This window comes from Pseudomonas quasicaspiana, assembly GCF_021147825.1.
Lineage (GTDB): Bacteria > Pseudomonadota > Gammaproteobacteria > Pseudomonadales > Pseudomonadaceae > Aquipseudomonas > Aquipseudomonas quasicaspiana.
In genome coordinates this window covers 40,215-66,815 of record NZ_JAGTPI010000002.1, presented here as the reverse complement: position 1 = coordinate 66,815, position 26,601 = coordinate 40,215, and the positions used below count along the sequence as shown (strand labels likewise).

The following is a 26,601-nucleotide window of genomic DNA, read 5'->3' as shown; positions in this document are numbered from 1 at the left end:
ACCCCTTTGCCTGACTACTTAGTACAGGTGTTTGCGCTTTGATTCCTCTGTATCAGGAACTTTACCTTCAGCTCACACGAGCTTTACGTACGCCCTCAGCCAAGGCTGCACACAGGCTCAACACATCATCGACGCCCTGCTCTGGCGAAGCGGCATTGGCGATCTTGTCCACCAGTGCCGAACCCACCACTACGCCGTCCGCGAGGCGAGCGATGGCAGCCGCCTGCTCCGGGGTGCGAATGCCAAAACCGACACAGATCGGCAGGCTGGTGTGGCGGTGCAGACGCTCGATTGCGCCTTCAACGTGCTCCATCGTCGCCGAACCCGCACCGGTCACACCCGCAACCGAAACGTAGTAGACGAAGCCGGAACTGCGCTCAAGAACACGCGGCAGACGCGCATCGTCGGTGGTCGGCGTGGTCAGGCGGATGAAGTCGATGCCGGAAGCCTGAGCAGGCGTCGCCAGTTCGGCGTCATGCTCGGGTGGCAAGTCGACGATGATCAAGCCATCAACGCCCGCTTCGCTGGCAGCGGCGACGAATTTTTCCACACCATAACGATGGATAGGGTTGTAGTAACCCATCAGCACGATCGGCGTGGTTTGGTCGTCGACGCGGAACTCGCTGACCATCTGCAGGGTTTTCAGCAGCGTCTGCCCGGCATCCAGAGCACGCAGGGTGGCAAGTTGAATTGCCACGCCATCGGCCATTGGGTCGGTGAACGGCATGCCCAGTTCGATGACATCGGCACCGGCTGCAGGCAGGCCCTTGAGCACTTTCAGCGAGGTGTCATAACCCGGATCGCCTGCGGTGACGAAGGTCACCAGTGCCGCGCGGCCTTCGGTTTTCAGCTGGGCGAAACGTTGTTCGAGGCGGCTCATACCAGCATCTCCTTATTCTGTTCGGCGGCGGCCATGTGGTTCATGACGGTTTGCATGTCTTTGTCACCGCGACCCGAGAGGCATACGACCATCAGGTGATCATCGCGCAGGTTGGTGGCGCGCTTCATGGCTTCGGCCAAGGCGTGAGCGGTTTCCAGTGCCGGGATGATGCCTTCCAGCAGGCAGCAATGGTGGAAGGCTTCCAGCGCTTCTTCGTCAGTGATGCTGACGTATTCGACGCGTTTCACTTCGTGCAGGTAAGCGTGCTCGGGGCCGATGCCTGGGTAGTCCAGACCGGCAGAGATCGAATGCGCGTCAGTGATCTGGCCGTCGTTGTCCTGCAGCAAGTACGTGCGGTTACCGTGAAGGACGCCTGGTACGCCACCGTTAAGGCTGGCGGCATGCTTGTCGGTCTCGACGCCATGACCACCGGCTTCGACACCGATGATTTCCACGCTGTTGTCATCCAGGAATGGATGGAACAGGCCCATGGCGTTGGAGCCGCCACCGACGCAAGCGATCAGGCTATCGGGCAGACGACCTTCTTTCTCTTGCATCTGAACCTTGGTTTCCTTGCCGATGACCGACTGGAAGTCACGAACCATCGCCGGATACGGGTGTGGGCCTGCCACGGTGCCGATCAGGTAGAAGGTGTCATCGACGTTGGTTACCCAGTCACGCAGAGCTTCGTTCATCGCGTCTTTCAGGGTGCCGGTACCGGAGGTGACCGGGACGATTTCAGCACCCAGCAACTTCATGCGGAATACGTTGGCTTGCTGACGCTCGATATCGGTGGCACCCATGTAGATCACACATGGCAGGCCAAAACGTGCAGCGACGGTGGCCGTCGCTACACCGTGCATGCCGGCGCCGGTTTCGGCGATCAGGCGCTTTTTGCCCATGCGCTTGGCCAGCAGGACCTGGCCGATGCAGTTATTGATCTTGTGCGCGCCGGTGTGATTAAGTTCTTCGCGCTTGAAGTAGATTTTTGCGCCGCCGCAGAACTCGGTCAGACGCTCAGCGAAGTACAGAGGGTTTGGACGACCGATGTAATCACGCTGGAAATAGGTCATTTGCTCGACAAATTCCGGGTCGGCTTTGGCAGCTTCGTACTCGCGATTCAGGTCGAGAACCAATGGCATCAAGGTTTCGGCAACGTAGCGGCCGCCGAATGAGCCGAACAAGCCGTTGGCGTCTGGGCCGCTGCTGAAGTTGGTCTGGGTCATGTGACCTCCAGGGTCGATAAGCGAATGAGTTAGCCGGATCGGCAATGGACACACTTTAACCAGCGCCAACCCATCTGAAAACCGATAAGATCGCCGCGACCTGTCAGGAAAACTCACAGATACCATGAGCCACGACCTTCCTCCGCTAAATGCATTAAGAGCCTTCGAAGCCACGGCACGCTTGAACAGCGTCAGTCAGGCGGCTGAACAGCTGCACGTGACTCACGGTGCAGTGAGTCGGCAACTGAAGGTGCTTGAAGAGCACCTGGGCGTCGCCTTGTTCGTCAAGGAGGGGCGTGGCCTTAAACTCACAGATGCAGGCGTTCGCCTTCGAGACGCCAGCGGCGATGCATTCGACCGCCTGCGCGCGGTGTGTGCCGAGCTCAGCCAGAGCATTGAAGACGCTCCCTTTGTATTGGGCTGTTCCGGAAGCTTGCTGGCGCGCTGGTTCATTCCTCGTCTGGGACGGCTGAATGCGGACTTGCCCGATCTGCGCCTGCACTTGTCAGCGGGTGAAGGGGATCTGGATCCCCGTCGTCCCGGGCTGGACGCGCTGCTGGTGTTCGCCGAGCCGCCATGGCCGGCGGACATGCAGGTTTTCGAGTTGGCGAGTGAGCGAATTGGCCCCGTGTTAAGCCCGCACTTTTCCCGTTATGCACAGTTGCAGCAGGCGTCGGTGGAAGAGTTGCTCAACGAAACCCTTCTGCAAACCACTTCACGGCCGCAAGCCTGGCCCAGTTGGGCGCAACAAAACGGCATCGACCCTAAGGCGCTGCAGTATGGGCAGGGTTTTGAGCATTTGTATTATTTGCTGGAGGCTGCCGTGGCTGGCCTGGGTGTTGCGATTGCGCCTGAGCCGTTGGTGGCAGATGACCTGCGGGCTGGTCGCCTGGTTGCGCCATGGGGTTTCAGCGAAACCCCGGCGCAACTGGCGCTCTGGGTTCCCAAACGTGCCGCTGACGGGCGCGCTCAATCATTAGCCAACTGGTTAAAAAATGAGCTGAAACATTCGGGAAGGCCCTGAGCTGATTAGACTTTAATCAGTTGCCGCGTTTGAACAGCAGGTAGGCAGCCAGCAGGCCAACCGCGCCCACTGCAACACCGGCGGTAGTCCAAGGGTGCTCTTGCGCGTAGTCGCGAGTGGCAACGCTGGTTTCGCGGGTTTTGACTTTGACGTCTTCATACACATCGCTCAGCAGGCTGCGCGAGTGGCTCAGCGCGCTTTCAGCGTTGGCTTTCAAATTTTTGAGGGTCTTGCGCGACTCGTCCGACGCATCGGATTTCAAGCCTTCAAGTGATTTCAACAGACTTTCGATTTCCGCTTCCATGCTTTGAAGCGAGGCTTTACGTAGTGAAGTGCTAGCCATGATGTTTCTCCTGCGATGGTGAGTGGCGTGTGTTGTTTCCGACTACGGGCTTTTCAGAAAGTGCGTTTGGGTTTTTGTAAAATGCTGAACTTTTATGTCGCTTTTCCCCACAGAGGTAGGGAGCGTGCCCACTGCTGCGCTCGTAATGACCCTTAGGAGAACTGCCATGACTGATCATCACACTTACAAGAAGGTTGAGCTGGTTGGCTCGTCTACCACCACCATCGAAGACGCGATCAACAACGCGTTGGCCGAGGCCAGCAAGAGCATCAATCATCTGGAATGGTTCGAAGTGACTGAGACCCGTGGTCATATTGAAGACGGCAAGGTTGCGCACTTCCAGGTCACCCTGAAAGTAGGCTTTCGGATTGCCAACAGCTGATCATTGCTGAACTTTCGCACTGGCTGATTGCCATATCCTCCGCTACACAGATAGAGCCCGCTGTTGCGAACAATCGTCGGCGTGGTTAATTCTTTCAGGTCGTTTGCCTTGTAAATGACCTGATTTGGCCTGACGAAGGAGTTTGACCAATGAAGAAGTTTCTATTGGCGGTAGGTTTGCTGAGCATTGCCGGGACCACCCTGGCGGCTGGCAAGCCGTGCGAAGAGTTGAAAGCTGAAATTGACGCAAAGCTGCAGGCTAAAGGCGCTTCGTCCTACACGCTTGAAGTCGTCGACAAAGGCAGCGTGACCGACAAGAAAGTTGTCGGCAGCTGTGAAGGCGGCGCCAAGGAAATCGTGTATCAGCGCGGCTGATCAGATTGCAGATACAAAAAAACCGACTCGTTGAAGTCGGTTTTTTTGTGGGCTTTCTCGACCGCAGATACCTGTGGGACCGAATTCATTCGGGAAGGCGGCATTCCTGACGACGCAGATGTTGTGAATGTCCCGGCCCCTTCGCGAATGAATTCGCTCCCACAGGTTCAGTTGCGGTTCTGAAACTGATATTAGCCTCTTGCTGCCTCAGCCAGAATTTCATACGAGCGCAAGCGATCGTCATGCTCATACATGTCGCAGGTGAAGATCAGTTCATCTGCGTCTGTCTGCTCCAGCAAGACATCCAGCCGTGCACGGATTTTTTCTTTGCTGCCGACCATGGCCAGGCCGAGGAAATCGCTCACCGCTTCACGTTCATGAGGCAACCACAGCCCTTCCATGCTTTTCACAGGCGGCTTCTGCATCAATGTCTGGCCGCGCATCAGCGAAAGAATCCGCTGATACAGCGATGTCGCCAGATACTCTGCATGCTCGTCCGTATCGGCGGCCACTAGCGGCACACCGAGCATCACGTAGGGCTTGTCCAGCACCGCTGAAGGTTCGAAGTGATTACGATAAACCCGGATGGCTTCATGCATGTAGCGCGGCGCGAAGTGCGACGCGAATGCATAAGGCAACCCGCGTTGCCCGGCCAGTTGGGCACTGAACAGGCTTGAGCCCAGTAACCAGATCGGCACATTGGTGCCAGTGCCCGGAACGGCGATGACTCGCTGATCAGGCGTGCGTGGGCCAAGGTAGGCCATCAGCTCAGCCACATCTTCGGGGAAGTCATCAGCGCTGCCAGAGCGCTCCCGGCGCAAGGCCCGGGCGGTCATTTGATCGGAACCCGGTGCGCGACCCAGACCCAGGTCGATCCGGCCCGGATACAGACTTGCCAGGGTGCCGAACTGTTCGGCGATCACCAGTGGTGCATGGTTGGGCAGCATGATCCCACCGGAACCGACGCGAATGGTCGATGTGCCGCCCGCCAGATAGCCAAGCAGCACTGAAGTGGCCGAACTGGCGATGCCATCCATGTTGTGATGTTCGGCCACCCAGAAGCGGTTGTAGCCCAGTTTTTCGACGTGTTGCGCCAGGTCAAGCGAGTTGCGCAGGGACTGAGCAGGACCTGAGTCGTGGCGTACGGGTACCAGATCAAGCGTGGAAATCTTCACATCAGCTAAACGTTTCATAGGTCGTCAACGATCCTCGAAAGTGTTTTGCAGGCTTGGCGCATGACCCGTCAGATGGAGAAAACGCTAATGACCGAAACCCGCGGTTGCTTAAGAGGATAAGGGCATATGCTCCAGATTCAATCCCTAAAGTAGAAAAATGCTACTTTATTTTCGGATCGTTCCTACAGTTGAACTTTCCAGACCGAGCTATCCTCAGAACCCTTAACCCCGTGCGAAACGCACTTATCCATGAGGAGACACCATGAGCATTGTCAAAAAAGCATCGGCCCACTGGGAAGGCGACCTGAAGACTGGCATCGGCAGCATCTCCACTGAAACCGGCGTACTGCGTGAAGCGCCTTACGGCTTCAAGGCTCGTTTTGAAGGCGGCAAAGGCACCAACCCAGAAGAGTTGATTGGCGCAGCGCACGCAGGCTGTTTCTCCATGGCGCTGTCGATGATACTGGGCGGCGAGAACCTCACCGCTGAAAGCATCGATACGACTGCAGACGTCACTCTGGATCAGGTGGACGGCGGCTTCGCGATCACAGCAGTTCATTTGACGCTGAAGGCCAAAGTGCCAGGCGCGACTCAAGAGCAGTTCGACAAGCTGACCTCTATGGCCAAAGAAGGCTGCCCGGTCTCGAAAGTCCTGAATGCAAAAATCACTCTGGACGCTACGCTGCTTAGCTGATCGGTTCAGGGCATATGATTGACCTGTAGGAGCTGCCGAAGGCTGCGATAGCGGTGTCTCAGGACTATCGCTTTCGCAGCCTTCGGCAGCTCCTACAGTGTTCGGCGTAGGGTCGACTCTCTCTACCCCTCCACATCCAGCATCCACTGCCGACGTACCTTGCGACGGTGCCACGCGGAGTTGTACTGCAAGCTTTCCCGTGACTGCGCGATCAACTGGCAGCCATCCTCCTCAGCATTACTGAGCTCAAATCCCCGGCTTGCACCAATGGCGTGCTTGTCAGAGCCGTAGAATGCGATCACTCGCACTTCCAGGCTGGAAAACTTCCACTCTTGCGCTGGCTTTTGACCCTGCATGGGGATCGCGTGAAGCAGCGCCAGACGCTGGATGAGCGAAGCGAAAGAGCCGATATGCGTGAAGTCGCCCGTGCCCAATGGCCCTTGGCGGGTCGCGTTGTGCAGAATCAGATCCTGTTCGATCTCACCTTTGCTTTCTTCCCGGATGTCCGTGACATCGCAGCACAGCTGGCCTTGGTTGGTGTTGAGCACCAGCACGATCTGATTGATGAAGATGGGCTCGGCGCTCATGTTGCTGATCAGGCACAGCGAGCCGATGCCCTTACCCGCGCCCCGGTTGATGATGATCCGCGGTCGACGCTGGCGGCGGTAATTGTTCAACAGCAGTTGTGCGTAGAGCACCCAGACGATCAGCGTACCGATGCTGATCAGGACCGTCAGGGCGTCCTTGTACTGGATAACCCATTGGATGAAAGGTGCGTTCATACATCACTCAGTCAGTTAATCGTCAGGATGTGATGAGTCGCTCACAAAGAAGTTCGACCCGACTGACGAGTGCCGAACTTGCTGGGACCGGGTAATGTCTATGGAAAGGAGCGGCGCAGGCGCGGGAATCATTCTGGCGCGTGCTGCTCTAGTGGTATCGAGGAGTCGAGCATGAAACGTTTTGCATTAGCCGTACTGGGTCTATCGCTGGCCACCAGCGCCCTCGCCGCGCCTAAAGATTGTGAAGAGTTGAAAGCCGAGATCGAAGCCAAGATTCAGGCCAACAATGTCAGTTCCTACACTCTGGAAATCGTCACCAATGACGAGGCCCAAGACCAGAACATGGTAGTGGGCACCTGCGATAACGGCACACGCAAAATCATCTACCAGAAAAACGATCGCTGATCGTCAGATGCAGGTGACATGGTCCTGTTCCGCCAGAACGTTACGCTGGGCATCCAGCAGTTCGGCGGTCACATCGTTGGTCAGTGATCGGACCTCGATCATATAGCGCTGCCCGGCGGCGAAGTTCGCGTAGTGCAGTTCGACGTAGCACGTCAGCTCGGTGTACTCGTCGCCCATGGCGGTAAAGCCACCGTAGTGGACTTCATAGTCATAACGGACCTGAAGCCGGTGACTGCCTGGCGATATCTGGAAGTAACGGCCGTCATAGGTCGTCTTGCCGTCCACCTTGTCAGCCATGACCAGCTTGCCGGTCATGGTCCGCATATCGACCCAGGCTTGAGCCGGGTCCACGGCAGGCATGGGGCCTGCACAGCCAGCCAGTGAGGCAAGGGCTAAGAGCATCAATAAAGGGCGCATGGTCAGCTCGGCTTCAAAGGATCTCGATAGTAGTTGCGAAATGCCCTCGCTGTCCGGCATAACGCGCCATGTGTGCAACTTTAAAGGCTGTCCATGCCGAGTCTCAACGCTTCATGCCTTTGGCGCAGTTGGCCGCTGTTGGCGATTTTGCTGCTCAGCGGTTGTTCCAGCCTTAGCTATTACGACCAGTTGGTGAGCGGCCAGTTTCAGCTGCTACGTGCTCGTGAGCCGGTCGAGGATGTGATCGCTGATCAGACCCGTGATCCGAAACTTCGCCAGCGTCTGGCTTTTTCCCGGCAAGCACGCGACTTTGCCAGCAGCCAGTTGCACCTTCCTGACAATAAAAGCTACCGGCTTTATGCCGATCTCGGACGCCCGTACGTGGTCTGGAATGTGTTCGCCACGGACGAGTTTTCTCTTGAGCCGATCACCCATTGTTTCCCCATCGCCGGGTGCGTGGCCTATCGCGGCTATTACAGCATCGGCGGTGCCAGAGGCGCTGCAGCGTTACAGCGCCAGGAGGGAAAAGACGTCTATGTAAGCGGTGTGGAAGCCTATTCCACACTGGGCTGGTTCAATGATCCGATTCTCAGCTCTATGCTGGGCTGGGGTGACGAGCGTTTAGCGACGTTGATCTTTCATGAGTTGGCGCACCAGCGTTTCTATGTGAAGGATGACACTGAGTTCAATGAGTCCTACGCCAGCTTCGTCGAGCAGGAAGGCACCCGACAATGGCGCATTGCGCGCGGGCTTGCTCCTGAGCATTTAACGCAATCAAAACAGCGAGATGACCTTACACGGCTGGTACTGGCTACCCGCGAGCGACTCATGCAGCTTTACCGCCAACCCTTGAGCGCCGAGCTGATGCGCCAGCGCAAGGCGGCGGAATTTGAAAGGCTGCGCAGCGAGTACCGGCTATTGCGTGATCAGCAATGGTCGGGTGACAAGCGTTATGACGCCTGGATCAACGCGCCGATGAACAACGCCAGGTTGTTGCCCTTTGGGCTCTACGACCAATGGGTGCCTGCCTTTGAAGCGCTGTTCAGAAACGTGAACAGAGACTGGCAGGCGTTTTATGCGCAAGTGGAGAGTCTGGGCGCGTTGCCAATTGCGCAGCGCCGGGCTGAGTTGCAGAGGTTGATGGGTAGATCTGAGTGAACATAATTCCCTGTAGGAGCTGCCGAAGGCTGCGAAAGCACTTGACCTGAAATACCGCGATTCGCAGCCTTCGGCAGCTCCTACAAGTGATAGGTCTGGTCGTTTACTTCAACCCCGACATCTTCTGAATGGCGCTCTTGAGTTCGTCGTCAGTGCAGTCGCCGCAGGTGCCTTTGGCGGGCATGGCGTTGAGCCCGGTGATCGCCTTGGCCAGCAGGCCATCCAGGCCGCCCTGCTGATCGGCGCGCTCTTTCCAGGCGGCGGTATCACCGATTTTCGGTGCGTTCAGCAAGCCGATGCTGTGGCAGGCAGTACAGTGCTTGGCGATGATGTCGTCGGGGTTCTTGGTAGCACCGCTGTTCGCCGATGCGACGACGCTTGTCCCTGCACATTCCTTGCCCTGAATGCAGACCTGGCCGACCGGCTCCAGCCGTTTGGCAATCTCTTCACTGGTCGCTGCCTGAGCGCTGAACGCCCAAAAAGCCAGCGCTGCGGCAATGGCCAGAATCTTGTTGGTCAGGTTCACGCTTCCACCCTCATGGAGACTATTCACGCACACCTGCCACGGTTTAGCAGGCGGCGAGAGTATATCCCCTGCCCTGAACGTCCGAAACAACCCTGCAATAAGAAAGGTTATTGGGCTGCGAATCGACGTTGAAGGGCTTGCGCTGCAGCCCTTGATTATCGGGCCTTTGCCTTAGAAGTTAGCCGGAGTGGCTGCGCTGATTAGTCGCGCTGGCACGTCAAACGGGTTACGAAAGCGGTGCGGCTTGGTGCTCTCGAAGTAATAGCTGTCGCCCTCTTCGAGAATGTAAGTGTCGAGCCCGACGACCAGCTCGAGACGACCTTCGACCAGGATGCCGGTCTCCTCACCTTCGTGCACCAGCATCTCGATACCGGTATCGGCACCAGGCGGGTACACCTCGTTGAGGAATGCGATTGAGCGGCTCGGATGCGCCTTGCCCACCAGTTTCATGGTCACCGCGCCGTCGGAGATATCAATCAGCTCGCTGGCCTTGTAAACCACCTGAGTCGGGTTCTGCTGCTCGAGCTCTTCAGAGAAGAACTCCACCATGGACATGGGAATCCCGCCGAGCACTTTCCGGAGTGAACTGATCGAGGGGCTGACGCTGTTTTTTTCGATCATGGAAATGGTGCTGTTGGTCACGCCTGCTCGTTTGGCAAGCTCGCGTTGGGACAGACCTTTGAGTTTACGAATGGATTGCAGTCGTTCACCGACGTCCAATGCGGCAGTCCTCCTAGATATAGATGAGGCAAGGTCGAGTTGAGCGCCATCATGGCAATAGCGTTCAGTATTTACAACACTTGGACCTGTTACGGAATATCCAGGGAACTGGCTGGCAAGCGCCGCGCTGTCGAGCGGCTAACCATTACCCCCTGTAGGAGCGCATGAGCACCGCGAGGCCGCGATGGCGGAGTATCAGAAAGACTGCTATCGCTGCCTCGCGGTACCCGTGAGCTCACAGAAAAAAGTACCTCGATTCAGATAAGTATCTTAAGCCTGATAAACCCTTGGCACCCGGCGCAGATTGCAAAAGATTCGATACGGAATGGTGCCTGCGCGAGTCGCCAGGTCGCTGGCCAGGACGTTCTTGCCCCACAGCTCGACCCGGCTGCCCAGACCCGCATTCGGCAAGTGACTCAGGTCGACACACAGCATGTCCATCGACACGCGGCCCAGCAGTTGGCTCGGCTGGCCGTCGATCAACACCGGCGTACCGGTCGGTGCCTCTCGGGGATAGCCATCGGCATAACCCATGGCGACCACGCCAACGCGGCTGGCCCGCTCGGTAATGAACGTTGCGCCGTAGCCCACCGCTTCGCCTGCAGGCAAATCGCGTACGCAGATGACTTTCGATTCCAGGGTCATCACCGGTTGCAACTGATCAGCCACCGCTTGCGGCCGATCGAATGGCGTGGCGCCGTAGAGCATGATGCCGGGGCGCACCCAATCGCTGGGAACATCAGGCCAGCCCATTACTGCTGGGGAATTGCGCAGGCTTATTTCGGCGTTCATGCCTTGGCGGGCTGCTTCGAAAACCGCAACTTGCTCGGCGCTGGACGGACAGTCCAGTTCATCGGCGCGGGCAAAATGGCTCATGAGTACGATTTTCGCCACTTTGCCGCTGGCTTGAAGGCGTTGATAAGCGGCCTGAAAGTCCTGCGGATGCAAGCCGACGCGATGCATGCCTGAATCGAGCTTAAGCCAGACAGTCAGCGGTTTGTGCAGACGGGCTTGTTCGATGGCCTCCAGTTGCCACAGTGAATGCACCACGCACCAGAAGTCGTGCTCGACGATCAGGTCCAGCTCATCGGCTTCGAAGAAACCTTCCAGCAGCAAAACGGAAGCGCGAATACCGGCGGCGCGTAACTCCAGCGCCTCTTCAATACAGGCCACGGCGAAACCATTGGCCTCGGCTTCAAGTGCCTGAGCGACTTGCACAGCGCCATGGCCATAGGCGTCGGCCTTGATCACCGCAAGGGCTTTCGCGCCGGTAGTGTCACGGGCCAGGCGGTAGTTATGACGCAGGGCTTGAAGATCGATAATCGCGCGAGCTGGACGCATGGTGGGATTCTGATGGCAAAGGAATAGAACTGTAGGAGCTGCCGAAGGCTGCGAAAGGTCTTGGTCGCTGAGGTGACTTCAAGAGTGTTCGCAGCCTTCGGCAGCTCCTACAGGGGATACGTTGTTAAGGAAGCGCTGCCACAACCGACAGCTCAACCAGTATTTCCGGTTCGCACAGCTTGGCTTCAACGGTGGCACGCGCAGGCGCTACACCTTTTGGCAGCCATTTGTCCCAGACGCTGTTCATTCCGGCAAAGTGAGCGTCGATGTCTTTCAGGTAAATCGTTACTGAAAGGAGACGGCTTTTGTCAGTACCGGCCAACTCCAGCAAGCGTTCAACGCTGTGAAGGGTCTCGCGGGTCTGCTGCTCAATCCCGGCAGCCATGTCGTCGCCGACCTGGCCTGCGAGGTACACAGTGCCGTTATGGACGACGATCTGGCTCATGCGCTCATTGGTGAGCTGGCGCTGGATGGACATTTTTTGCGATCTCCTTGGAGCTGCCGTAGCGAGAAATATCGAGGCCTTCGGCGCTGATCTGAGGTTTCTGGCGAGCAATCAGGTCCGCCAGCAAACGACCCGAACCGCAGGCCATGGTCCAGCCCAATGTACCGTGGCCGGTATTCAGGAACAGGTTACGGTATGGCGTTGCACCGACAATTGGTGTGCCGTCAGGCGTGGTCGGGCGCAGACCGGTCCAGAAACTGGCCTGGCTCAAGTCACCGCCGCGAGGATAAAGATCGTTGACGATCATCTCCAGCGTTTCACGTCGACGCGGGTTCAGCGACAGATCAAAACCGGCAATCTCGGCCATGCCGCCGACCCGGATGCGGTTGTCGAAACGGGTGATCGCCACTTTGAACGTCTCGTCGAGAATGGTCGACGTCGGGGCCATCGCCGGATCAGTGATCGGCACCGTCAGCGAATAGCCCTTGAGCGGATATACCGGGGCCTTGATGCCCAGCGGCTTGAGCAACTGCGGCGAGTAGCTGCCGAGTGCCAGAACGTAACGGTCGGCGGTTTCCAGCTTGCCGTCGATCCACACGCCATTGATGCGGTCGCCAGCGAAATCGATGCGCTCGATGGACTGGTTGTAGCGGAATTCAACGCCCAACTGCACAGCCATCTCGGCCAGGCGAGTGGTGAACATCTGGCAATCGCCGGTCTGGTCGTTGGGCAGCCGCAGGGCGCCCGCAAGAATATTGGTCACGCCCGCCAACGCCGGTTCAACCCGGGCAATGTCGTCGCGATTCAGCAGCTCGAATGGCACGCCGGATTGCTCAAGGACAGCGATGTCCTTGGCGGCGTTATCCAGTTGCTCCTGAGTGCGGAACAGCTGAGTCGTACCCAGCGTACGGCCTTCATAGGCAATGCCGGTTTCGGCACGTAATTCGTCAAGGCAATCGCGGCTGTATTCGGACAGGCGAACCATGCGCTCTTTGTTCACAGCGTAGCGGTTGGCCGTGCAGTTGCGCAGCATCTGCGCCATCCATAGGTACTGGTCGATATCGGCAGTGGCTTTGATCGCCAGTGGCGCGTGGCGTTGGAGCAGCCATTTGATCGCTTTGAGTGGCACACCGGGCGCTGCCCACGGCGATGCATAGCCCGGCGAAACCTGGCCTGCGTTGGCAAAGCTGGTTTCCATGGCCACCGCTGGCTGGCGATCCACGACCGTAACCTGCATGCCTGCCCGTGCCAGATAATAGGCACTGGTCGTGCCGATCACACCACTACCAAGGACCAGAACGCGCATGTCGATTTACCTCATCGCGGATATCCGCTGACGTTTTCAAGTTTTAAGCAAGGATGTGCGCAGTATATGCAGCTAAGGGCAGTGCTTTTCACTGTATAAGTGCCTATATTTGGCGGGATTTCCCGGCAAAGAAGCCTTTGGTAGAGGGGGTTTACCCATGCGTACCCAAACCCAGTCCAAACGTGAACTGGACAAGATCGACCGCAACATCCTGCGCATCCTTCAGGCCGACGGCCGAATCTCCTTCACCGAGCTGGGTGAGCGCGTCGGTTTGTCTACGACGCCCTGTACAGAGCGGGTCCGTCGGCTTGAGCGCGAAGGCATCATCATGGGTTACAACGCACGCCTTAATCCGCAAAGTCTCAAGGCTAGCCTATTGGTGTTCGTCGAGATCAGCCTGGACTACAAATCTGGCGACACCTTCGAAGAATTCCGCCGCGCGGTGCTGAAGCTGCCCCACGTGCTGGAGTGTCATCTGGTTTCAGGCGACTTCGATTACCTGGTCAAGGCGCGCATCTCGGAAATGGCCTCGTACCGCAAACTGTTGGGCGACATCTTGCTCAAACTGCCCCATGTACGGGAGTCCAAGAGCTATATCGTGATGGAAGAGGTGAAAGAGAGCCTGAATCTGCCGATTGCGGATTGAGACCAGGCCATTCCCAAAGGATGGCGGAGCTCTTGTGGGAGCCGCCCCGGTGTCCCTGACACCACGCTGTCGCGCAGCAAACACGGACCCTGTAGGAGTGAGCTTGCTCGCGATTCGGCCTGTCAGTCGATGAATATATTGCCTGTACTGGAGCTATCGCGAGCAATGTGGATCGCCACCCCGGTCACTCCTACAGTAAAAAGCATTCCAAATCAGATAGTTATATTTTGTTTGATAGGAGCCGAGCTTGCTCGCGATGAAAGCAACCTTTTTCATCTGAAAGACTGCGGCGCCTGCATCGCGGGCAAGCCCGGCTCCGACAATTGGAATCTCTTCCGGCTTTTAAACCAACACCTGCCGCGTCGACGCCATGTACTCATGAATCTGCTTTTCGACCCGCGGATGAATCATCTCCACCGGTCGACGGCCGTTGGGGCATGGCAGGGTTGGCGTCGTGCCGAACAGGCGACAGATCAGAGGGCGTTCGTCGTAGACCGTACAGCCACTGGGCCCAAGGTGCACACAATTCAGTTCGTCCATGGCCGCATCCTGCTCGGCCGCTGTCTTGCGTGGCAGGCGGGACATTTCTTCCGGCGATGTGGTCACCGGGCCACAGCAGTCGTGGCAGCCTGGGACGCATTCGAAAGAAGGGATCTGCTGGCGTAACGCACGAATTTTCTGACTGTTGCAGCTCATTGAAACTTACCCGCTGTTAATGGGCGTGATTTTGCCTCAGTCCAGCGGTTCAAGACAGCACAGTCTGGATCGCGCCTTGCCCGTCGCCGAACCTGCGGCTTATCCTCGGGAATGTTTTTCAGACGCCAGCAACGGGATCCCGCCATGAACGCCCGCGTTCAACCATCGACTGCCACCGATCAGCACGCCCCTTCTTATTACGCCGCCAGCAGCCATCCGCAGCCCGATTATCCACCGCTGCAAGGTCAGGTTCAGGTTGACGTCTGCGTGGTGGGCGGCGGTTTTTCCGGCCTGAATACGGCGATTGAACTGGCCGAGCGCGGCTTGAGCGTGGTGCTGCTGGAGGCGCGAAAAATTGGCTGGGGCGCCAGCGGGCGCAATGGCGGGCAGTTAATTCGGGGCGTGGGTCACGGCCTTGAGCAATTCACGGGCGTGGTCGGTGCGGAGGGCGTGCGGCAGTTGAAGCTGATGGGCATTGAGGCGGTCGAAATCGTGCGTCAACGCGTTGAGCGTTATGGCATCGATTGCGATTTGACCTGGGGTTATTGCGACCTGGCCAACAAGCCTCGGGATCTTGTCGGGCTGGCGTCAGATGCTGACGAGCTGCGCGATTTGGGTTATCGCCATTCGTTAAAACTGCTGCAGGCCGGCGAGATGCGTCGCGTGGTAGGTTCGGACCGCTATGTGGGCGGCCTTATCGACATGGGATCGGGACATTTGCACCCGTTGAACCTTGCCTTGGGTGAAGCCGCTGTTGCGCAGTCGCTGGGTGTGCAAGTGTTCGAGCATTCGGCGGTGAGCCTCATCGAATATGGCCCGCAGGTCAAAGTACATACTGCTCAGGGCCTGGTTCAGGCCAAGACATTGGTACTGGGCTGCAACGCTTACCTGAATGATCTCAACCCGCAACTCAGCGGCAAGGTCTTACCCGCAGGCAGCTACATCATCGCCACCGAGCCGTTGAGTGAAGACCTGGCCACACAGTTGCTGCCTCAGAATATGGCCGTGTGTGATCAGCGTGTGACGGTGGACTACTTCCGGCTTTCGGCGGATCGGCGTCTGTTGTTTGGTGGGGCTTGTCACTATTCGGGGCGTGACCCGCAAGACATCGCGGCGTATATGCAGCCCAAAATGCTCAAGGTGTTCCCGCAGTTGGCGGCTGTGAAGATCGATTATCAGTGGGGCGGCATGATCGGCATCGGTGCCAACCGCTTGCCGCAGATCGGTCGCTTGAAGGACCAGCCCAACGTGTTCTACGCCCAGGCCTATTCCGGACACGGCCTTAACGTGACCCATCTGGCCGGCAAGCTGCTCGGTGAAGCCATTGCCGGGCAACACAGCAATGGCTTCGAGCTGTTCGCCAAAGTCCCGCACATCACCTTCCCTGGCGGCAAGCATCTGCGCTCGCCATTGCTGGCGCTGGGGATGCTTTGGCATCGGTTGAAGGAATTGCGTTGAGGCTGAAACTGGCTGATGAACGACTGTGGTCTAACAAGAAACTGCGGTCTCCTGTGGGAGCTGGGCTTGCCCGCGATAAGGCTGGACGCTATCTAAAGTGAACCGCGTCCAGCCTTATCGCGGGCAAGCCCAGCTCCCACAGGTGTCACAGGGCCTGGTAATCACTCCCGCCAAAACGGCTTCAACCCTTCGCGCATGGCCTGAGCGGAGCTCAGGCCAATATCGCGCAATTGCTCTTCAGTCAGATTCAGCAACCCTCGGCGTGACATCCAGCGATGGCGATACAGCGCCCAGCGGCCTAGCTTCGGTCCGCTTGCTGTCTTGGCGACAACTGCTTTTCCGCTGCTCAGTTCCTGGCTGTAAAGCGCCAACCGCACATCACTCAACCCGTTCATGTTCCCAACCCTCATTACGTTGTGGTGTGGGTACATGATGAATCGGCGCGACGAACCATTACAGATTCAAACAAATCTATTTATCTGCATACAGATGTTTTCATAACGGCGCTGAATGCTGTATTTTTCTCACATCTGTATGGTTAGCTCACTCAAAAAGCCGAGAGTATGCTCATGACACTCTACGTCAACCTCGCCGAATTGCTCGGTACGCGTATCGAAAACGGGTTCTATCGCCCTGGCGACAGGCTGCCGTCGGTGCGGGCGTTGAGTGTTGAACACGGCGTCAGCCTGAGTACGGTGCAGCAGGCTTATCGCGTGCTGGAAGACAGCGGCCTTGCCCTGCCCAAACCCAAGTCCGGGTATTTTGTACCGGTCAGCCGCGCTGTTCCGGCGCTGCCGGTCATTGGTCGTCCGGCGCAGCGTCCTGTGGACATCTCCCAGTGGGATCAGGTGCTGGACCTGATGCGGGTCAAGGCTTTGCCGAACCTCGTGCAACTGGGGCGTGGCATGCCCGACGTCAGTAGCCCGACGCTACGGCCGCTGATGCGCGCCCTTGGGCGGATCAGTCGTGACGAGCAAATGCCCGGTCTGTATTACGACAGCATTCAGGGTAACCAGACACTTCGCGAGCAAGTCGCTCGGTTGCTGCTGGATTCGGGCTGCAACCTGACCGCCAACGATTTGTTGATCACCACCGGTTGCCACGAAGCGCTTTCGGCCAGCGTTCGGGCCATCTGTGATCCAGGGGATATCGTCGCCGTAGACTCGCCGAGCTTTTTCGGCGCCATGCAGACGCTGAAAGGCCTGGGCATGAAAGCCCTGGAAATCCCTACCGATCCCGTGACTGGCATCAGCCTTGAAGCACTTGAGCTGGCGCTGGAGCAATGGCCGATCAAGGTCATACAGCTGACACCCAACTGCAACAACCCGTTGGGCTACGTCATGCCGGAAAACCGCAAGCGCGCCTTGCTAACCCTCGCTCAGCGCTTTGATGTGGCGATCATCGAAGACGATGTGTATGGCGATCTGGCGTTCAGTTATCCGCGGCCGCGGACGATCAAATCCTTCGACGAAGACGGCCGGGTTCTGCTGTGCAGCTCGTTCTCCAAGACGCTTGCGCCAGGGTTGCGCATTGGCTGGGTTGCGCCGGGCCGCTATCTGGAGCGCGTGCTGCACATGAAGTACATCGGCACCGGTTCAACAGCGCCTCAGCCGCAACTGGCGATTGCCGAGTTTCTTGAGGGCGGACATTACGAGCCGCACCTGCGGCGCATGCGCAGTCAGTATCAGCGTGGTCGCGAGCAAATGATCGACTGGGTCATGCGTTACTTTCCGGCAGGTACACGGGTCAGTCGTCCACAAGGTGGTTTCATGTTGTGGGTCGAGCTTGCCGAGGATTTCGATACGCTGCGTCTGAATCGTGCGCTGTTGACCAAGGGCGTACAGATTGCCGTGGGCAGTATTTTTTCTGCCTCTGGCAAATACCGTAATTGCCTGCGAATGAATTTCGCTGCAAAGCCGTCTCCAGAGGTCGAGAACGCGGTGCGCACGGTCGGGAGTACGATTAAAGAGTTAATTGAAACACTTTAAATGGGTTTATATACGGCTGTATTCAGGGTGGACAAGCCTTCCACTTTGAAACTGCTCAAAAGGAAGGCTCGGGTCCGATTCATGACGGCCAGTGCTTATTCTCTCCAGAACGGCTTGAGTCCTTCCTCGCGGGCATATCGTGGATCGATCCCTGCATCTCTTAGTTGTGCCATGGTTAATTTCAGAAGTTGTTCACGATTGGTCCAGCGCCTCAGGTACAGTGCCAGCAGGCCTTCACCGGGTCTTTTTGGCATCGTTACCGAGTGCTTGTATTCTGCGTTCAACTCCTGGCCTTTAAGTCTTAAACGTACATCGCTAATGCCGCTCATTTCCGACGTCCTGTCGAAGTAATTGAACCGCGATGATGTTGGTTTGTTATTTGATTTTAAACACTCAGATGGTGTTGAGTTTTTTCAAGATGTTGGGTCGTTCAACAAGCTTACAGTCCAGCGATGGCACACGCCCGTACTTGAGCGTTTCCATGCTTATGAGCGGCTCCCTGTAGGTAGAGATAAGAGAGCCAGTGCTTACATTCTGTGCGACTTTATCTAAAAGCTGCGGTCATACACGCCATGTCGTAACGCCCTTGGGGTAGTGAATTTGAAGAACACATGGGCGATGCCCTTCTGCCTGTTGTCGGCGCTGTGCTTCAGTGGTTGTGCTCATATCAATGTCCCTAACGAACCGAGTCAGGCGTTGCCGCCGACGGATTCGGCGTTTGGCCGTTCTGTGCAGGCGATGGCTCAGCCTCATGAGGGTCGTTCGGGCTTTCGCCTGCTGTCCAACAGCACCGAAGCCTTCATGGCGCGTGCCGAACTGATCCGCAATGCCCGCACCAGTCTGGATTTGCAGTACTACATCGTCCATGACGGTTTGAGCACCCGTGCCTTGATTGATGAGTTGCTCAAGGCGGCGGATCGCGGTGTTCGCGTGCGCATCCTGCTGGACGACACCACCAGCGACGGGCTTGATCACTCCATCGCCACTCTGGCTGCACACCCCAACATTCAGATTCGACTATTCAACCCCCAGAGTCTAGGGCGCGAGACCGGCGTGACCCGCAGTGTGGGGCGGCTTTTAAATCTGTCGCGCCAGCATCGGCGCATGCACAACAAGCTGTGGCTGGCCGACGGCAGCGTGGCCATCGTGGGTGGGCGCAATCTGGGTGATGAATACTTCGATGCCGAAGAAAACCTGAATTTCACCGACATCGACATGCTCAGCGTCGGTCCGGTGGCCGAGCAACTCGGGCACAGTTTTGATCAATACTGGAACAGCACACTGAGCAAACCCATCGCCGAGTTCATGTATTTCCTGCCGACGACTCGTGATCTGGCCAAGGCGCGCAAACGGCTGGAGGCATCGCTCGTAGAGTCGCAGCACAAACACAAGGCGCTGTACGACCGCCTGATGGCGTACCAGAAAAACCCACGTCTCAAGATCTGGTTCAACGAATTGATCTGGGCGCATAACAAGGCCTTGTGGGATGCGCCGACCAAAGTGCTGGCTCGTGGCGAACCTGACCCGCATCTGCTGCTGACCACGCAGTTGGCCCCTGAGCTGCTCAATGCAAACAAGGAACTGATACTGGTTTCCGCCTACTTCGTGCCGGGTGAAGAAGGTTTGCTCTACCTGACCGGGCGTGCCGATGCCGGGGTTTCGGTCAGTTTGCTGACCAACTCCCTTGAGGCGACTGACGTGCCTGCGGTACACGGCGGTTATGCGCCTTATCGCAAGGCGTTGCTGGAGCATGGTGTGAAACTGTTCGAAATGCGCCGCCAGCCGGGTGATCCCGGCAGTGACAGCGGGGGCAGCGGCCCTCATCTGTTCAGTAAAAGCGGAACGTTTGGCGGTGGTTCGGATTCCAGTCTGCACAGCAAGGCGATGACGTTTGATCGTCGAAAAGTGTTCGTGGGCTCCTTCAACTTCGACCCGCGCTCGGTATTGTGGAACACCGAAGTCGGCGTGTTGGTAGACAGCCCCGAATTGACCGAAGCGCTGCGCGAACTGGCCTTGCAAGGCATGCAGCCGACCCTGAGTTATGAGGCGAAGCTGGAAGACGGCAAAGTGGTGTGGGTCACCGAAGACAACGGCAAAATCCACACCTTGTACAAAGAGCCCGGCGATACCTGGCGGCGCTTGAACGCGTGGTTCAGCCGGGTCGTGGGCCTGGAGAAAATGCTCTAGGCCGTTGCCGCCGGTTGAACCCCGAATGCCCCGCGTCGGGATGACAGGATCGCCAGGCCAAACGCACCCGCCGCCATCAACAGCGGCAGTGCCTGACCGCTGACCCACTGGCTGCCTGCGCCGGCCGCCAGTGGTCCCAGCAAACAACCGATCCCCCACAGCTGCGCCACATGCGCGTTCGCGCGAACCAGTGCGTCATCGCGAAAGCGCTCTCCAATCAGAATCAGCGAAAGGGTGAACAAGCCGCCTGCGCTGGCCCCGAACAGCACCCACAGCGGCCAGATCAGCACGGTATTCACCAGCAGCGGCACCAGCAGGCTTGAAACCATCAATGCCACGGCACAGCTCGAAAACAGCGTGCGCCGCGAAACCTTGTCGGCCAGTGCGCCAATCGGCAACTGCAGAAGCGCGTCGCCCACTACCACGGTGCTGATCATCGCCAAGGCGATTTCCGGCGTGAAGCCCTGACGCAGGCAATAGATTGGCAGCAAGGTCAGGATCAGCGCCTCGAATGCGGCGAACAGTGCCACCGCCCAGGCGATCGCGGGCATGGAGCGACAGAAAGCGAACAGGTCGATGAAGGTGACGCGGCATGCATCGGCGTTTGGCGCACCGCTTCTGCCCAGCAGCAAAAACGGCGAAATGATCAGCAGCGCCACGCCCACCCAGAAGCCTGTGTCGTGCTCGGTGCCCAATGCGCCAAGCAGCAGCGGCCCGGCCAGTTGGCACAAGGCGTAAGTGCTGCCATAGAGCGCGACAAGACGGCCACGCCATTTTTCGACGACCAGTTGGTTGATCCAGCTTTCACCGAGGATGAAGACGATGGTCAGGATCACGCCGAGCGTCAGCCGCAGTACCAGCCACACCGTGTAATACGGCAGCAGCGCCAGCAGGCCTACGGACAGCGCCCCAGCCCACAGGCAGCGGCGCATCAGCGCGGCAGTACCGAAACGTGCAGCGAGGCCGCTGGCCAGGCTTGCGCCGAGCAGAACGCCAATCGCGGGCATTGCAGCCATTACGCCAATGGCGAACGAGCCGTAACCCCAGCTTTCCAGTCGCAAGGACACCAGCGGCATGCTGACACCCAATGCCAGCCCGACCGAGAGCACCGACGCCAGCACCGCGAAATAAGTACCCCAACGCATTCCCACGCTCCTGTGGATCAAAAGGCCAAGACGAAACAGCCGGGCTGTCCCAAGGGAAGCCCGGCTGTTTTCAATGTTCGGTCAGGCGCGGATTAACTTTTGTGGGAGCTGAGCTTGCTCGCGATAGGCGCGGATGCGATTTTCCTGATATCCGCGGCGCTCTTATCGCGAGCAAGCTCTGCTCCCACAGAATCCAGGCAATCTCGTAGGACCGGCTTCAGCCGGAACATTCGCTGAATCTCCTTCGCCTGAAATGCTGCCCTACCGGTTAAAGCCGGTCCTGCGGACCAATCGACGGCGGTTACAACTTAATCCACGTCGATTTCAGTTCGGTGTACTTGTCGAACGCATGCAGCGACTTGTCGCGGCCGTTGCCGGATTGCTTGAAGCCACCAAATGGCGCGGTCATGTCACCGCCATCGTACTGATTGACCCACACGCTACCCGCACGCAACGCTTTGGCGGTCAGGTGAGCCTTAGACAGGTTTGCAGTCCAGACGGCAGCAGCGAGGCCGTACGGCGTGTCGTTGGCGATCTGAATCGCCTCCTCGGCTGTATCAAACGTCAATACCGACAGAACCGGGCCGAAGATTTCTTCCTGAGCGATCTTCATGGCATTGGTCACACCGTCGAAAATCGTCGGCTCGACATAAGTACCACCGGTTTCCTGCAAGATGCGCTTGCCGCCCACCACGAGTTTTGCGCCGTCGGTATGTCCTGCTTCGATGTAAGACAGCACGGTGTTCATCTGTTGAGTGTCGACCAGCGCGCCAACGGTTGTGGCCGGGTCCAGCGGGTTGCCCGGCTTCCAGCTCTTGAGCGCTTCGATGACCATGGGCAGGAATTTGTCCTTGATCGAACGCTCCACCAGCAGGCGCGAACCTGCGGTGCAGACTTCGCCCTGGTTAAACGCGATAGCGCTGGCGGCGGATTCAGCGGCGGCCTGCAAGTCAGGCGCGTCGGCAAAGACGATGTTCGGGCTTTTGCCGCCCGCTTCCAGCCAGATGCGCTTCATGTTCGATTCGCCGGAGTAAACCAGCAACTGCTTGGCGATTTTCGTCGAGCCGGTGAACACCGCGGTGTCGACATCCATGTGCAGGGCCAGCGCCTTGCCCACGGTATGACCATAACCTGGCAGCACATTGAGCACGCCAGCCGGAATGCCTGCCTCGATCGCCAGTTGGGCAATACGAATGGCCGTCAGCGGAGATTTTTCCGAAGGCTTGAGGATGACCGAGTTACCGCTGGAAAGCGCCGGGCCCAGTTTCCAGCTCGCCATCAGCAACGGGAAGTTCCACGGCACGATGGCGGCCACGACGCCTACAGGCTCGCGGGTCACCAGACCAAGCTGGTCATGAGGCGTGGCAGCTACTTCGTCATACAGCTTGTCGATGGCCTCGCCACTCCAGCTCAGCGCGTTTGCGGCGCCAGGGATGTCGATGCTGTACGAATCGCTGATCGGCTTGCCCATGTCCAGGGTTTCCAGCAGGGCCAGCTCTTCAACGTTTTTATTGATCAGTGCGGCAAAGCGCAGCATGGCGGCTTTACGCTTGGTCGGTGCCAGTCGCGACCAGACGCCGGAATTGAATGTCTTGCGGGCGCTTTCAACGGCGCGCTGGGCGTCGGCGGCGTCACAGCTGGCAACTTTGGCCAGCAGGCGGCCATCGACCGGGCTGACGCATTCGAATGTCTCACCGGAAGCGGCGTCGGAGTATTCGCCATTGATGAACGCGCGGCCTTCGATCTTCAGGTCCTTGGCGCGTTTTTCCCAGTCAGCATGGGTCAGGGTGGTCATGCGTATGTCCTCCGCTTGTATCGATTAGGGTGTGCCTGGTGGGTAGATTTGTGCAAAAAACAAACAATCTGCAATCCACCGCCACCGGGCAACGGCACTCACCACCCTAAACCAGTGATCTGGCGATTTCCAATATCTTTGACATAAAGGGCCTGAATGGCGCTGTCCTGTTCGATTTATGCAACATCGCGACGCGAGCGTTTGGCACTATTGGCCCAGCGCTTCGTCAAACCAGCAACGCACCTACCGCGAGGGTAAGAAATGACTATCGACAGCATCGTGGATTTCAGCGAAGCCAGCACCGAAGCTGAACGTTACCGTCCGGCGCCGGAAAAAATCTTCAAGGGCGATCCGGAGCAGACAATCTACAACCACTACAACAGCCCTTGCGGACAGATGAACGCGGGCGTCTGGGAGGGTGAGGTTGGCCAATGGTCCGTGAACTACACCGAGCATGAATACTGTGAAATCGTGCAGGGTGTTTCGGTTTTGCGTGATGACGCGGGCGGGTCGAAAACCCTGCGTGCGGGAGATCGCTTTGTGATTCCAGCAGGCTTTAAAGGCACGTGGGAGGTGCTGGAGCACTGCCGCAAGGTCTATGTGGTGTTTGAGCAGAAAGTATAACTATGTAGTGCACATGATCAGTTTGCGTGGAGGATGCTGATGACGTCCAAGGAGGACATTCAACTTTTATAAAGGAATAAATTCATGACCAATGAAGAGATCATTCAGCAGCTTCAGTATCTGATCGGCAGCCGTTACGAGCCAACCATCAAGACTCACATCAGTGAGTTGACGGGCCGTGAACACGTTGTCAGTTCAAAGGACTTCGTGACCAAAGAGTTCGACATCGACCGCGTAACGGTTGATGTCGATGGCGCCAACCTTGTTCAGGGCTTCAGCTTTGGCTGAGCCAGGAGTCGGGCACCTTCGGTGCCAGATTCAAATGCAAATAAAAAAGGCCCGTATCGTGAGATACGGGCCTTTTTCACAAGAAAAAAAATCAATTACTTGATTTTGCCTTCTTTGTAGATCACGTGCTTGCGAACAACCGGATCGAATTTTTTGATTTCGATTTTGTCCGGAGTGGTGCGCTTGTTCTTGTCGGTCGTGTAGAAATGACCGGTGCCAGCACTAGAAATCAATCGGATCAATTCACGCATGATCTTCTCCCTTAAATTTTGCCGTCGCGACGGAGTTCAGCGAGCACAACAGTGATGCCACGCTTGTCGATGATACGCATGCCTTTAGCAGATACGCGCAGACGAACAAAACGTTTCTCTTCTTCAACCCAAAAGCGGTGATGCTGCAGGTTTGGCAGGAAACGACGACGGGTTTTGTTGTTTGCGTGGGAAATGTTATTCCCAGTCACCGGACCCTTACCGGTAACTTGACATACTCTCGACATGCCTCAGCCCTCTAAAACCTCATGCCCAACCCGGCATGGGTTGGCCGCTTAATCTCTCAGTCATTTGGCGCCAGGCGCCGCGTTTCTTTAAGGGTCTTACCGGCTACACCTACAGTGAAGGAACCGGGCCCCTAGAAAAGAGCGCTGCTTTATACCAGAAAGGGTTTGGTGTCACAACAGGCAAAGCACTTTAGCCCAACATCAGGCGACGCGTTCAGCCCAATGGTCAGGCCTTTGCGGGGGTGCTGGCAAATCTACCGCCGGTCGGGTTGTAACCATTGTTCTGTGTCCAAGCATGGTCTAGGGTAACTCCCTTACCAGACTGCGCCAGCAGATGGGGCCCTTTCTGACAGGAATATAGCCATGCGTCTTGCTGCGATACCGTTTTTGTTAGCTCCTCTTTTGTTCCCGGCAATGGCCAGCGCCGCGACGTCGTTGAGCGTCTGCACTGAGGCCAGCCCGGAAGGCTTTGACGTGGTGCAGTACAACTCGTTGACCACCACCAATGCCTCCGCCGACGTGCTGATGAACCGGCTGGTGGATTTCGACGCCCAGAGCGGCAAGCTGGTGCCCAGCCTGGCGCAAAGCTGGACCGTTTCGCCTGACGGCCTGACCTACGACTTCAAATTGCGCCCGGGGGTGAAGTTTCACCATACCGACTATTTCACGCCCAGCCGCGAGTTGAACGCGGATGACGTGGTGTTCAGCTTCCAGCGCATGCTTGACCCGCAAAACCCATGGCACAAGGTTGCTCAGAGCGGCTTCCCCCACGCTCAATCGATGCAGTTGCCTGCGCTGATCAAGAAGATCGACGCGCCTGACCCGCTGACTGTGCGCTTTACCCTTGATCATCCGGACTCCACGTTCCTCGCGACGCTGAGCATGGGCTTTGCCTCGATCTACTCGGCCGAGTACACCGCGCAACTGCTCAAAGCGGGCACTCCGGAAAAACTCAACAGCCAGCCGATTGGTACAGGGCCGTTCGTGTTTGAACGCTTCCAGAAAGATGCCGTGGTGCGTTACGAAGCCAACGCGGATTATTTCGCGGGCAAGCCGGGCGTCGACAAATTGATCTACGCAATCACCCCGGACGCCAATGTGCGTTTGCAGCGTATTCGTCGCAACGAATGCCAGATCACTCTTTCGCCCAAGCCGCTGGATATTCAGGAAGCCGCCAAAGATCCGAATCTGAAAATCGAAAAAACCGAAGCGTTCATGACCGCGTTTCTGGCGATCAACAGCCAGCACCCGCCGTTCGACAAGGCTGAAGTGAGGCAAGCGGTCAATCTGGCATTCGACAAGGACAGCTACCTGAAAGCGGTATTCGAAGGCACCGCTGAAGCCGCCAATGGCCCGTATCCGCCGAACACCTGGAGCTACGCGAAAGACCTGCCCGGCTATAAGCCGGACGTCGCCAAAGCTAAAGCGCTGCTGGCAAAGGCGGGCGTGAAGGACGGTTTTAAAACGACTATCTGGACCCGCCCGAGTGGCAGCCTGCTCAACCCCAATCCGAACCTGGGCGCGCAGTTGCTGCAGGCGGACCTGGCTAAAGTCGGCATCAACGCTGAAATCAAAGTCATCGAATGGGGCGAACTGATCCGCCGCGCCAAGGCTGGCGAGCATGACCTGTTGTTCATGGGTTGGGCGGGTGACAACGGTGATCCGGATAACTTCCTGACCCCGCAGTTCTCCTGCGCGGCCGTGAAGTCCGGTACTAACTTCGCCCGCTATTGTGATGCGACGCTGGATAAGCTGATCAGCGACGGCAAAGCCACCAGCGATCAGGCTGCGCGCAGCAAGCTGTATCACCAGGCTCAGCAGCAGATTCAGCAACAGGCACTCTGGTTGCCACTGGCACACCCAACCGCAGCCGTCCTTACCCGCAAAGATGTCAGCGGTTACCAGGTCAGCCCGTTTGGTCGTCAGGACTTCTTCAAGGTGCAGGTTAAGTAAATTGATACTTAACGCAGGAGCGCGCTTGCCCGCGATGGCGATTCGGCTGTCGCAGATATTTGTCGATTGGCTTTGAAGGTCCTTCGGCCCTTATCGCGGGCAAGCGCGCTCCTACAGCAAACCCACA

Annotated in this window: 31 protein-coding genes; 13 read left to right on the top strand and 18 right to left on the bottom strand. The window is 57.5% G+C overall.

The annotated features are described in order from the left end of the window. Positions 1-67: 67 nt before the first annotated feature. Both trpA and trpB read right to left on the bottom strand, forming a co-directional pair. Complete coding sequence (trpA, locus tag KDX30_RS02345; protein WP_027901552.1) at positions 68-880, bottom strand: tryptophan synthase subunit alpha; 813 nt, start codon at positions 878-880, stop codon at positions 68-70. Then, the gene (gene trpB / locus KDX30_RS02340; RefSeq protein WP_027901551.1) at positions 877-2,106 is read right to left on the bottom strand and encodes a tryptophan synthase subunit beta; all 1,230 of its coding nucleotides are present in this window, start codon (positions 2,104-2,106) and stop codon (positions 877-879) included. The genes trpA and trpB overlap by 4 nt, the downstream gene beginning before the upstream one ends. 124 nt (positions 2,107-2,230) lie before the next feature. On the opposite strand from trpB, the gene KDX30_RS02335 reads away from it, so the two are divergent. Then, on the top strand, positions 2,231-3,130 hold the full coding sequence (locus KDX30_RS02335; protein WP_231674857.1) for a LysR family transcriptional regulator: 900 nt from the start codon (positions 2,231-2,233) through the stop codon (positions 3,128-3,130). Between the two features lie 16 nt (positions 3,131-3,146). Here the strand turns inward: KDX30_RS02335 and KDX30_RS02330 are convergent, their stop codons facing one another. Beyond that, a complete protein-coding gene (locus KDX30_RS02330) occupies positions 3,147-3,473 on the bottom strand; it encodes a DUF883 family protein (protein ID WP_027901549.1) in 327 nt (108 codons plus the stop codon). A 166-nt stretch (positions 3,474-3,639) separates the two neighbouring features. Here KDX30_RS02330 and KDX30_RS02325 point away from each other — a divergent pair, with 166 nt between their 5' ends. After that, complete coding sequence (locus tag KDX30_RS02325) at positions 3,640-3,855, top strand: dodecin (RefSeq protein ID WP_027901548.1); 216 nt, start codon at positions 3,640-3,642, stop codon at positions 3,853-3,855. Between the two features lie 149 nt (positions 3,856-4,004). After that, positions 4,005-4,229 carry a DUF1161 domain-containing protein gene (locus KDX30_RS02320; RefSeq protein WP_027901547.1) on the top strand — a complete coding sequence of 75 codons (225 nt, stop codon included), beginning with the start codon at positions 4,005-4,007 and terminating at the stop codon, positions 4,227-4,229. A gap of 191 nt (positions 4,230-4,420) precedes the next feature. On the opposite strand, the gene KDX30_RS02315 is transcribed toward KDX30_RS02320, so the two are convergent. Next, positions 4,421-5,422 (bottom strand): LLM class flavin-dependent oxidoreductase, encoded by a 1,002-nt coding sequence (locus KDX30_RS02315; protein ID WP_231674856.1) that lies wholly within the window; start codon positions 5,420-5,422, stop codon positions 4,421-4,423. A gap of 244 nt (positions 5,423-5,666) precedes the next feature. Between KDX30_RS02315 and KDX30_RS02310 the strand changes: the two genes are divergently transcribed. Beyond that, positions 5,667-6,098 (top strand): OsmC family protein, encoded by a 432-nt coding sequence (locus KDX30_RS02310; RefSeq protein WP_231674855.1) that lies wholly within the window; start codon positions 5,667-5,669, stop codon positions 6,096-6,098. Between the two features lie 122 nt (positions 6,099-6,220). Here KDX30_RS02310 and KDX30_RS02305 read toward each other — a convergent pair whose 3' ends face one another. Further along, positions 6,221-6,880: a hypothetical protein gene (locus tag KDX30_RS02305; RefSeq protein WP_176560676.1), complete on the bottom strand. Its 660-nt coding sequence runs from the start codon at positions 6,878-6,880 to the stop codon at positions 6,221-6,223. A 171-nt stretch (positions 6,881-7,051) separates the two neighbouring features. Here KDX30_RS02305 and KDX30_RS02300 point away from each other — a divergent pair, with 171 nt between their 5' ends. Continuing rightward, positions 7,052-7,285: a DUF1161 domain-containing protein gene (locus KDX30_RS02300; RefSeq protein ID WP_027901543.1), complete on the top strand. Its 234-nt coding sequence runs from the start codon at positions 7,052-7,054 to the stop codon at positions 7,283-7,285. Positions 7,286-7,288: 3 nt separating this feature from the next. Here the strand turns inward: KDX30_RS02300 and KDX30_RS02295 are convergent, their stop codons facing one another. Beyond that, complete coding sequence (locus KDX30_RS02295; RefSeq protein ID WP_099270344.1) at positions 7,289-7,702, bottom strand: PA0061/PA0062 family lipoprotein; 414 nt, start codon at positions 7,700-7,702, stop codon at positions 7,289-7,291. A 93-nt stretch (positions 7,703-7,795) separates the two neighbouring features. Between KDX30_RS02295 and KDX30_RS02290 the strand changes: the two genes are divergently transcribed. Further along, a complete protein-coding gene (locus KDX30_RS02290; protein WP_231674854.1) occupies positions 7,796-8,860 on the top strand; it encodes an aminopeptidase in 1,065 nt (354 codons plus the stop codon). A gap of 103 nt (positions 8,861-8,963) precedes the next feature. Here KDX30_RS02290 and KDX30_RS02285 read toward each other — a convergent pair whose 3' ends face one another. From KDX30_RS02285 to dadA, 5 genes are all read right to left on the bottom strand, one after another. Further along, complete coding sequence (locus KDX30_RS02285) at positions 8,964-9,386, bottom strand: c-type cytochrome (RefSeq protein WP_231674853.1); 423 nt, start codon at positions 9,384-9,386, stop codon at positions 8,964-8,966. Between the two features lie 171 nt (positions 9,387-9,557). Then, positions 9,558-10,106, bottom strand: coding sequence for a cupin domain-containing protein (locus KDX30_RS02280; RefSeq protein WP_027901539.1), 549 nt, complete (start codon positions 10,104-10,106; stop codon positions 9,558-9,560). A 270-nt stretch (positions 10,107-10,376) separates the two neighbouring features. After that, entirely contained in the window at positions 10,377-11,447 is a 1,071-nt protein-coding gene (gene alr / locus KDX30_RS02275) for an alanine racemase (protein ID WP_231674852.1), read from the bottom strand. 124 nt (positions 11,448-11,571) lie between these two features. After that, on the bottom strand, positions 11,572-11,925 hold the full coding sequence (locus KDX30_RS02270; protein ID WP_122395700.1) for a RidA family protein: 354 nt from the start codon (positions 11,923-11,925) through the stop codon (positions 11,572-11,574). After that, on the bottom strand, positions 11,897-13,198 hold the full coding sequence (gene dadA / locus KDX30_RS02265; protein ID WP_027901536.1) for a D-amino acid dehydrogenase: 1,302 nt from the start codon (positions 13,196-13,198) through the stop codon (positions 11,897-11,899). Before dadA ends, KDX30_RS02270 begins: the two co-directional genes overlap by 29 nt. Before the next feature lie 157 nt (positions 13,199-13,355). Between dadA and KDX30_RS02260 the strand changes: the two genes are divergently transcribed. Further along, positions 13,356-13,844: an Lrp/AsnC ligand binding domain-containing protein gene (locus tag KDX30_RS02260; protein ID WP_027901535.1), complete on the top strand. Its 489-nt coding sequence runs from the start codon at positions 13,356-13,358 to the stop codon at positions 13,842-13,844. Positions 13,845-14,186: 342 nt separating this feature from the next. Here KDX30_RS02260 and KDX30_RS02255 read toward each other — a convergent pair whose 3' ends face one another. Beyond that, entirely contained in the window at positions 14,187-14,540 is a 354-nt protein-coding gene (locus KDX30_RS02255) for a YkgJ family cysteine cluster protein (protein WP_231674851.1), read from the bottom strand. A gap of 144 nt (positions 14,541-14,684) precedes the next feature. Between KDX30_RS02255 and KDX30_RS02250 the strand changes: the two genes are divergently transcribed. Further along, the gene (locus tag KDX30_RS02250; protein WP_231674850.1) at positions 14,685-15,998 is read left to right on the top strand and encodes an NAD(P)/FAD-dependent oxidoreductase; all 1,314 of its coding nucleotides are present in this window, start codon (positions 14,685-14,687) and stop codon (positions 15,996-15,998) included. 161 nt (positions 15,999-16,159) lie between these two features. On the opposite strand, the gene KDX30_RS02245 is transcribed toward KDX30_RS02250, so the two are convergent. Beyond that, positions 16,160-16,393, bottom strand: coding sequence for a DUF1127 domain-containing protein (locus KDX30_RS02245; protein ID WP_099270222.1), 234 nt, complete (start codon positions 16,391-16,393; stop codon positions 16,160-16,162). Positions 16,394-16,567: 174 nt separating this feature from the next. Here KDX30_RS02245 and KDX30_RS02240 point away from each other — a divergent pair, with 174 nt between their 5' ends. Beyond that, the gene (locus KDX30_RS02240; RefSeq protein WP_027902761.1) at positions 16,568-17,986 is read left to right on the top strand and encodes an aminotransferase-like domain-containing protein; all 1,419 of its coding nucleotides are present in this window, start codon (positions 16,568-16,570) and stop codon (positions 17,984-17,986) included. A 95-nt stretch (positions 17,987-18,081) separates the two neighbouring features. Here KDX30_RS02240 and KDX30_RS02235 read toward each other — a convergent pair whose 3' ends face one another. Continuing rightward, positions 18,082-18,315, bottom strand: a complete 234-nt coding sequence (locus KDX30_RS02235) for a DUF1127 domain-containing protein (protein ID WP_122395704.1) — start codon at positions 18,313-18,315, stop codon at positions 18,082-18,084. A gap of 271 nt (positions 18,316-18,586) precedes the next feature. Here KDX30_RS02235 and KDX30_RS02230 point away from each other — a divergent pair, with 271 nt between their 5' ends. Then, on the top strand, positions 18,587-20,173 hold the full coding sequence (locus tag KDX30_RS02230) for a phospholipase D family protein (RefSeq protein WP_231674849.1): 1,587 nt from the start codon (positions 18,587-18,589) through the stop codon (positions 20,171-20,173). Here the strand turns inward: KDX30_RS02230 and KDX30_RS02225 are convergent. After that, positions 20,170-21,318 carry an MFS transporter gene (locus KDX30_RS02225; protein WP_231674848.1) on the bottom strand — a complete coding sequence of 383 codons (1,149 nt, stop codon included), beginning with the start codon at positions 21,316-21,318 and terminating at the stop codon, positions 20,170-20,172. The two genes, KDX30_RS02230 and KDX30_RS02225, sit on opposite strands and share 4 nt — an antisense overlap. Before the next feature lie 301 nt (positions 21,319-21,619). Then, positions 21,620-23,113, bottom strand: a complete 1,494-nt coding sequence (locus tag KDX30_RS02220) for an aldehyde dehydrogenase (RefSeq protein WP_099270225.1) — start codon at positions 23,111-23,113, stop codon at positions 21,620-21,622. 261 nt (positions 23,114-23,374) lie between these two features. Between KDX30_RS02220 and KDX30_RS02215 the strand changes: the two genes are divergently transcribed. Both KDX30_RS02215 and KDX30_RS02210 read left to right on the top strand, forming a co-directional pair. Next, complete coding sequence (locus KDX30_RS02215; RefSeq protein WP_122395707.1) at positions 23,375-23,737, top strand: cupin domain-containing protein; 363 nt, start codon at positions 23,375-23,377, stop codon at positions 23,735-23,737. A gap of 84 nt (positions 23,738-23,821) precedes the next feature. After that, positions 23,822-24,025: a hypothetical protein gene (locus KDX30_RS02210; protein WP_122395708.1), complete on the top strand. Its 204-nt coding sequence runs from the start codon at positions 23,822-23,824 to the stop codon at positions 24,023-24,025. Between the two features lie 95 nt (positions 24,026-24,120). On the opposite strand, the gene rpmG is transcribed toward KDX30_RS02210, so the two are convergent. Both rpmG and rpmB read right to left on the bottom strand, forming a co-directional pair. Next, on the bottom strand, positions 24,121-24,276 hold the full coding sequence (gene rpmG / locus KDX30_RS02205) for a 50S ribosomal protein L33 (protein ID WP_007894709.1): 156 nt from the start codon (positions 24,274-24,276) through the stop codon (positions 24,121-24,123). 11 nt (positions 24,277-24,287) lie between these two features. Next, positions 24,288-24,521, bottom strand: a complete 234-nt coding sequence (gene rpmB / locus KDX30_RS02200) for a 50S ribosomal protein L28 (protein WP_007920377.1) — start codon at positions 24,519-24,521, stop codon at positions 24,288-24,290. A gap of 363 nt (positions 24,522-24,884) precedes the next feature. Here rpmB and KDX30_RS02195 point away from each other — a divergent pair, with 363 nt between their 5' ends. Further along, on the top strand, positions 24,885-26,474 hold the full coding sequence (locus KDX30_RS02195) for an ABC transporter substrate-binding protein (protein ID WP_231674847.1): 1,590 nt from the start codon (positions 24,885-24,887) through the stop codon (positions 26,472-26,474). Positions 26,475-26,601: the final 127 nt, after the last annotated feature.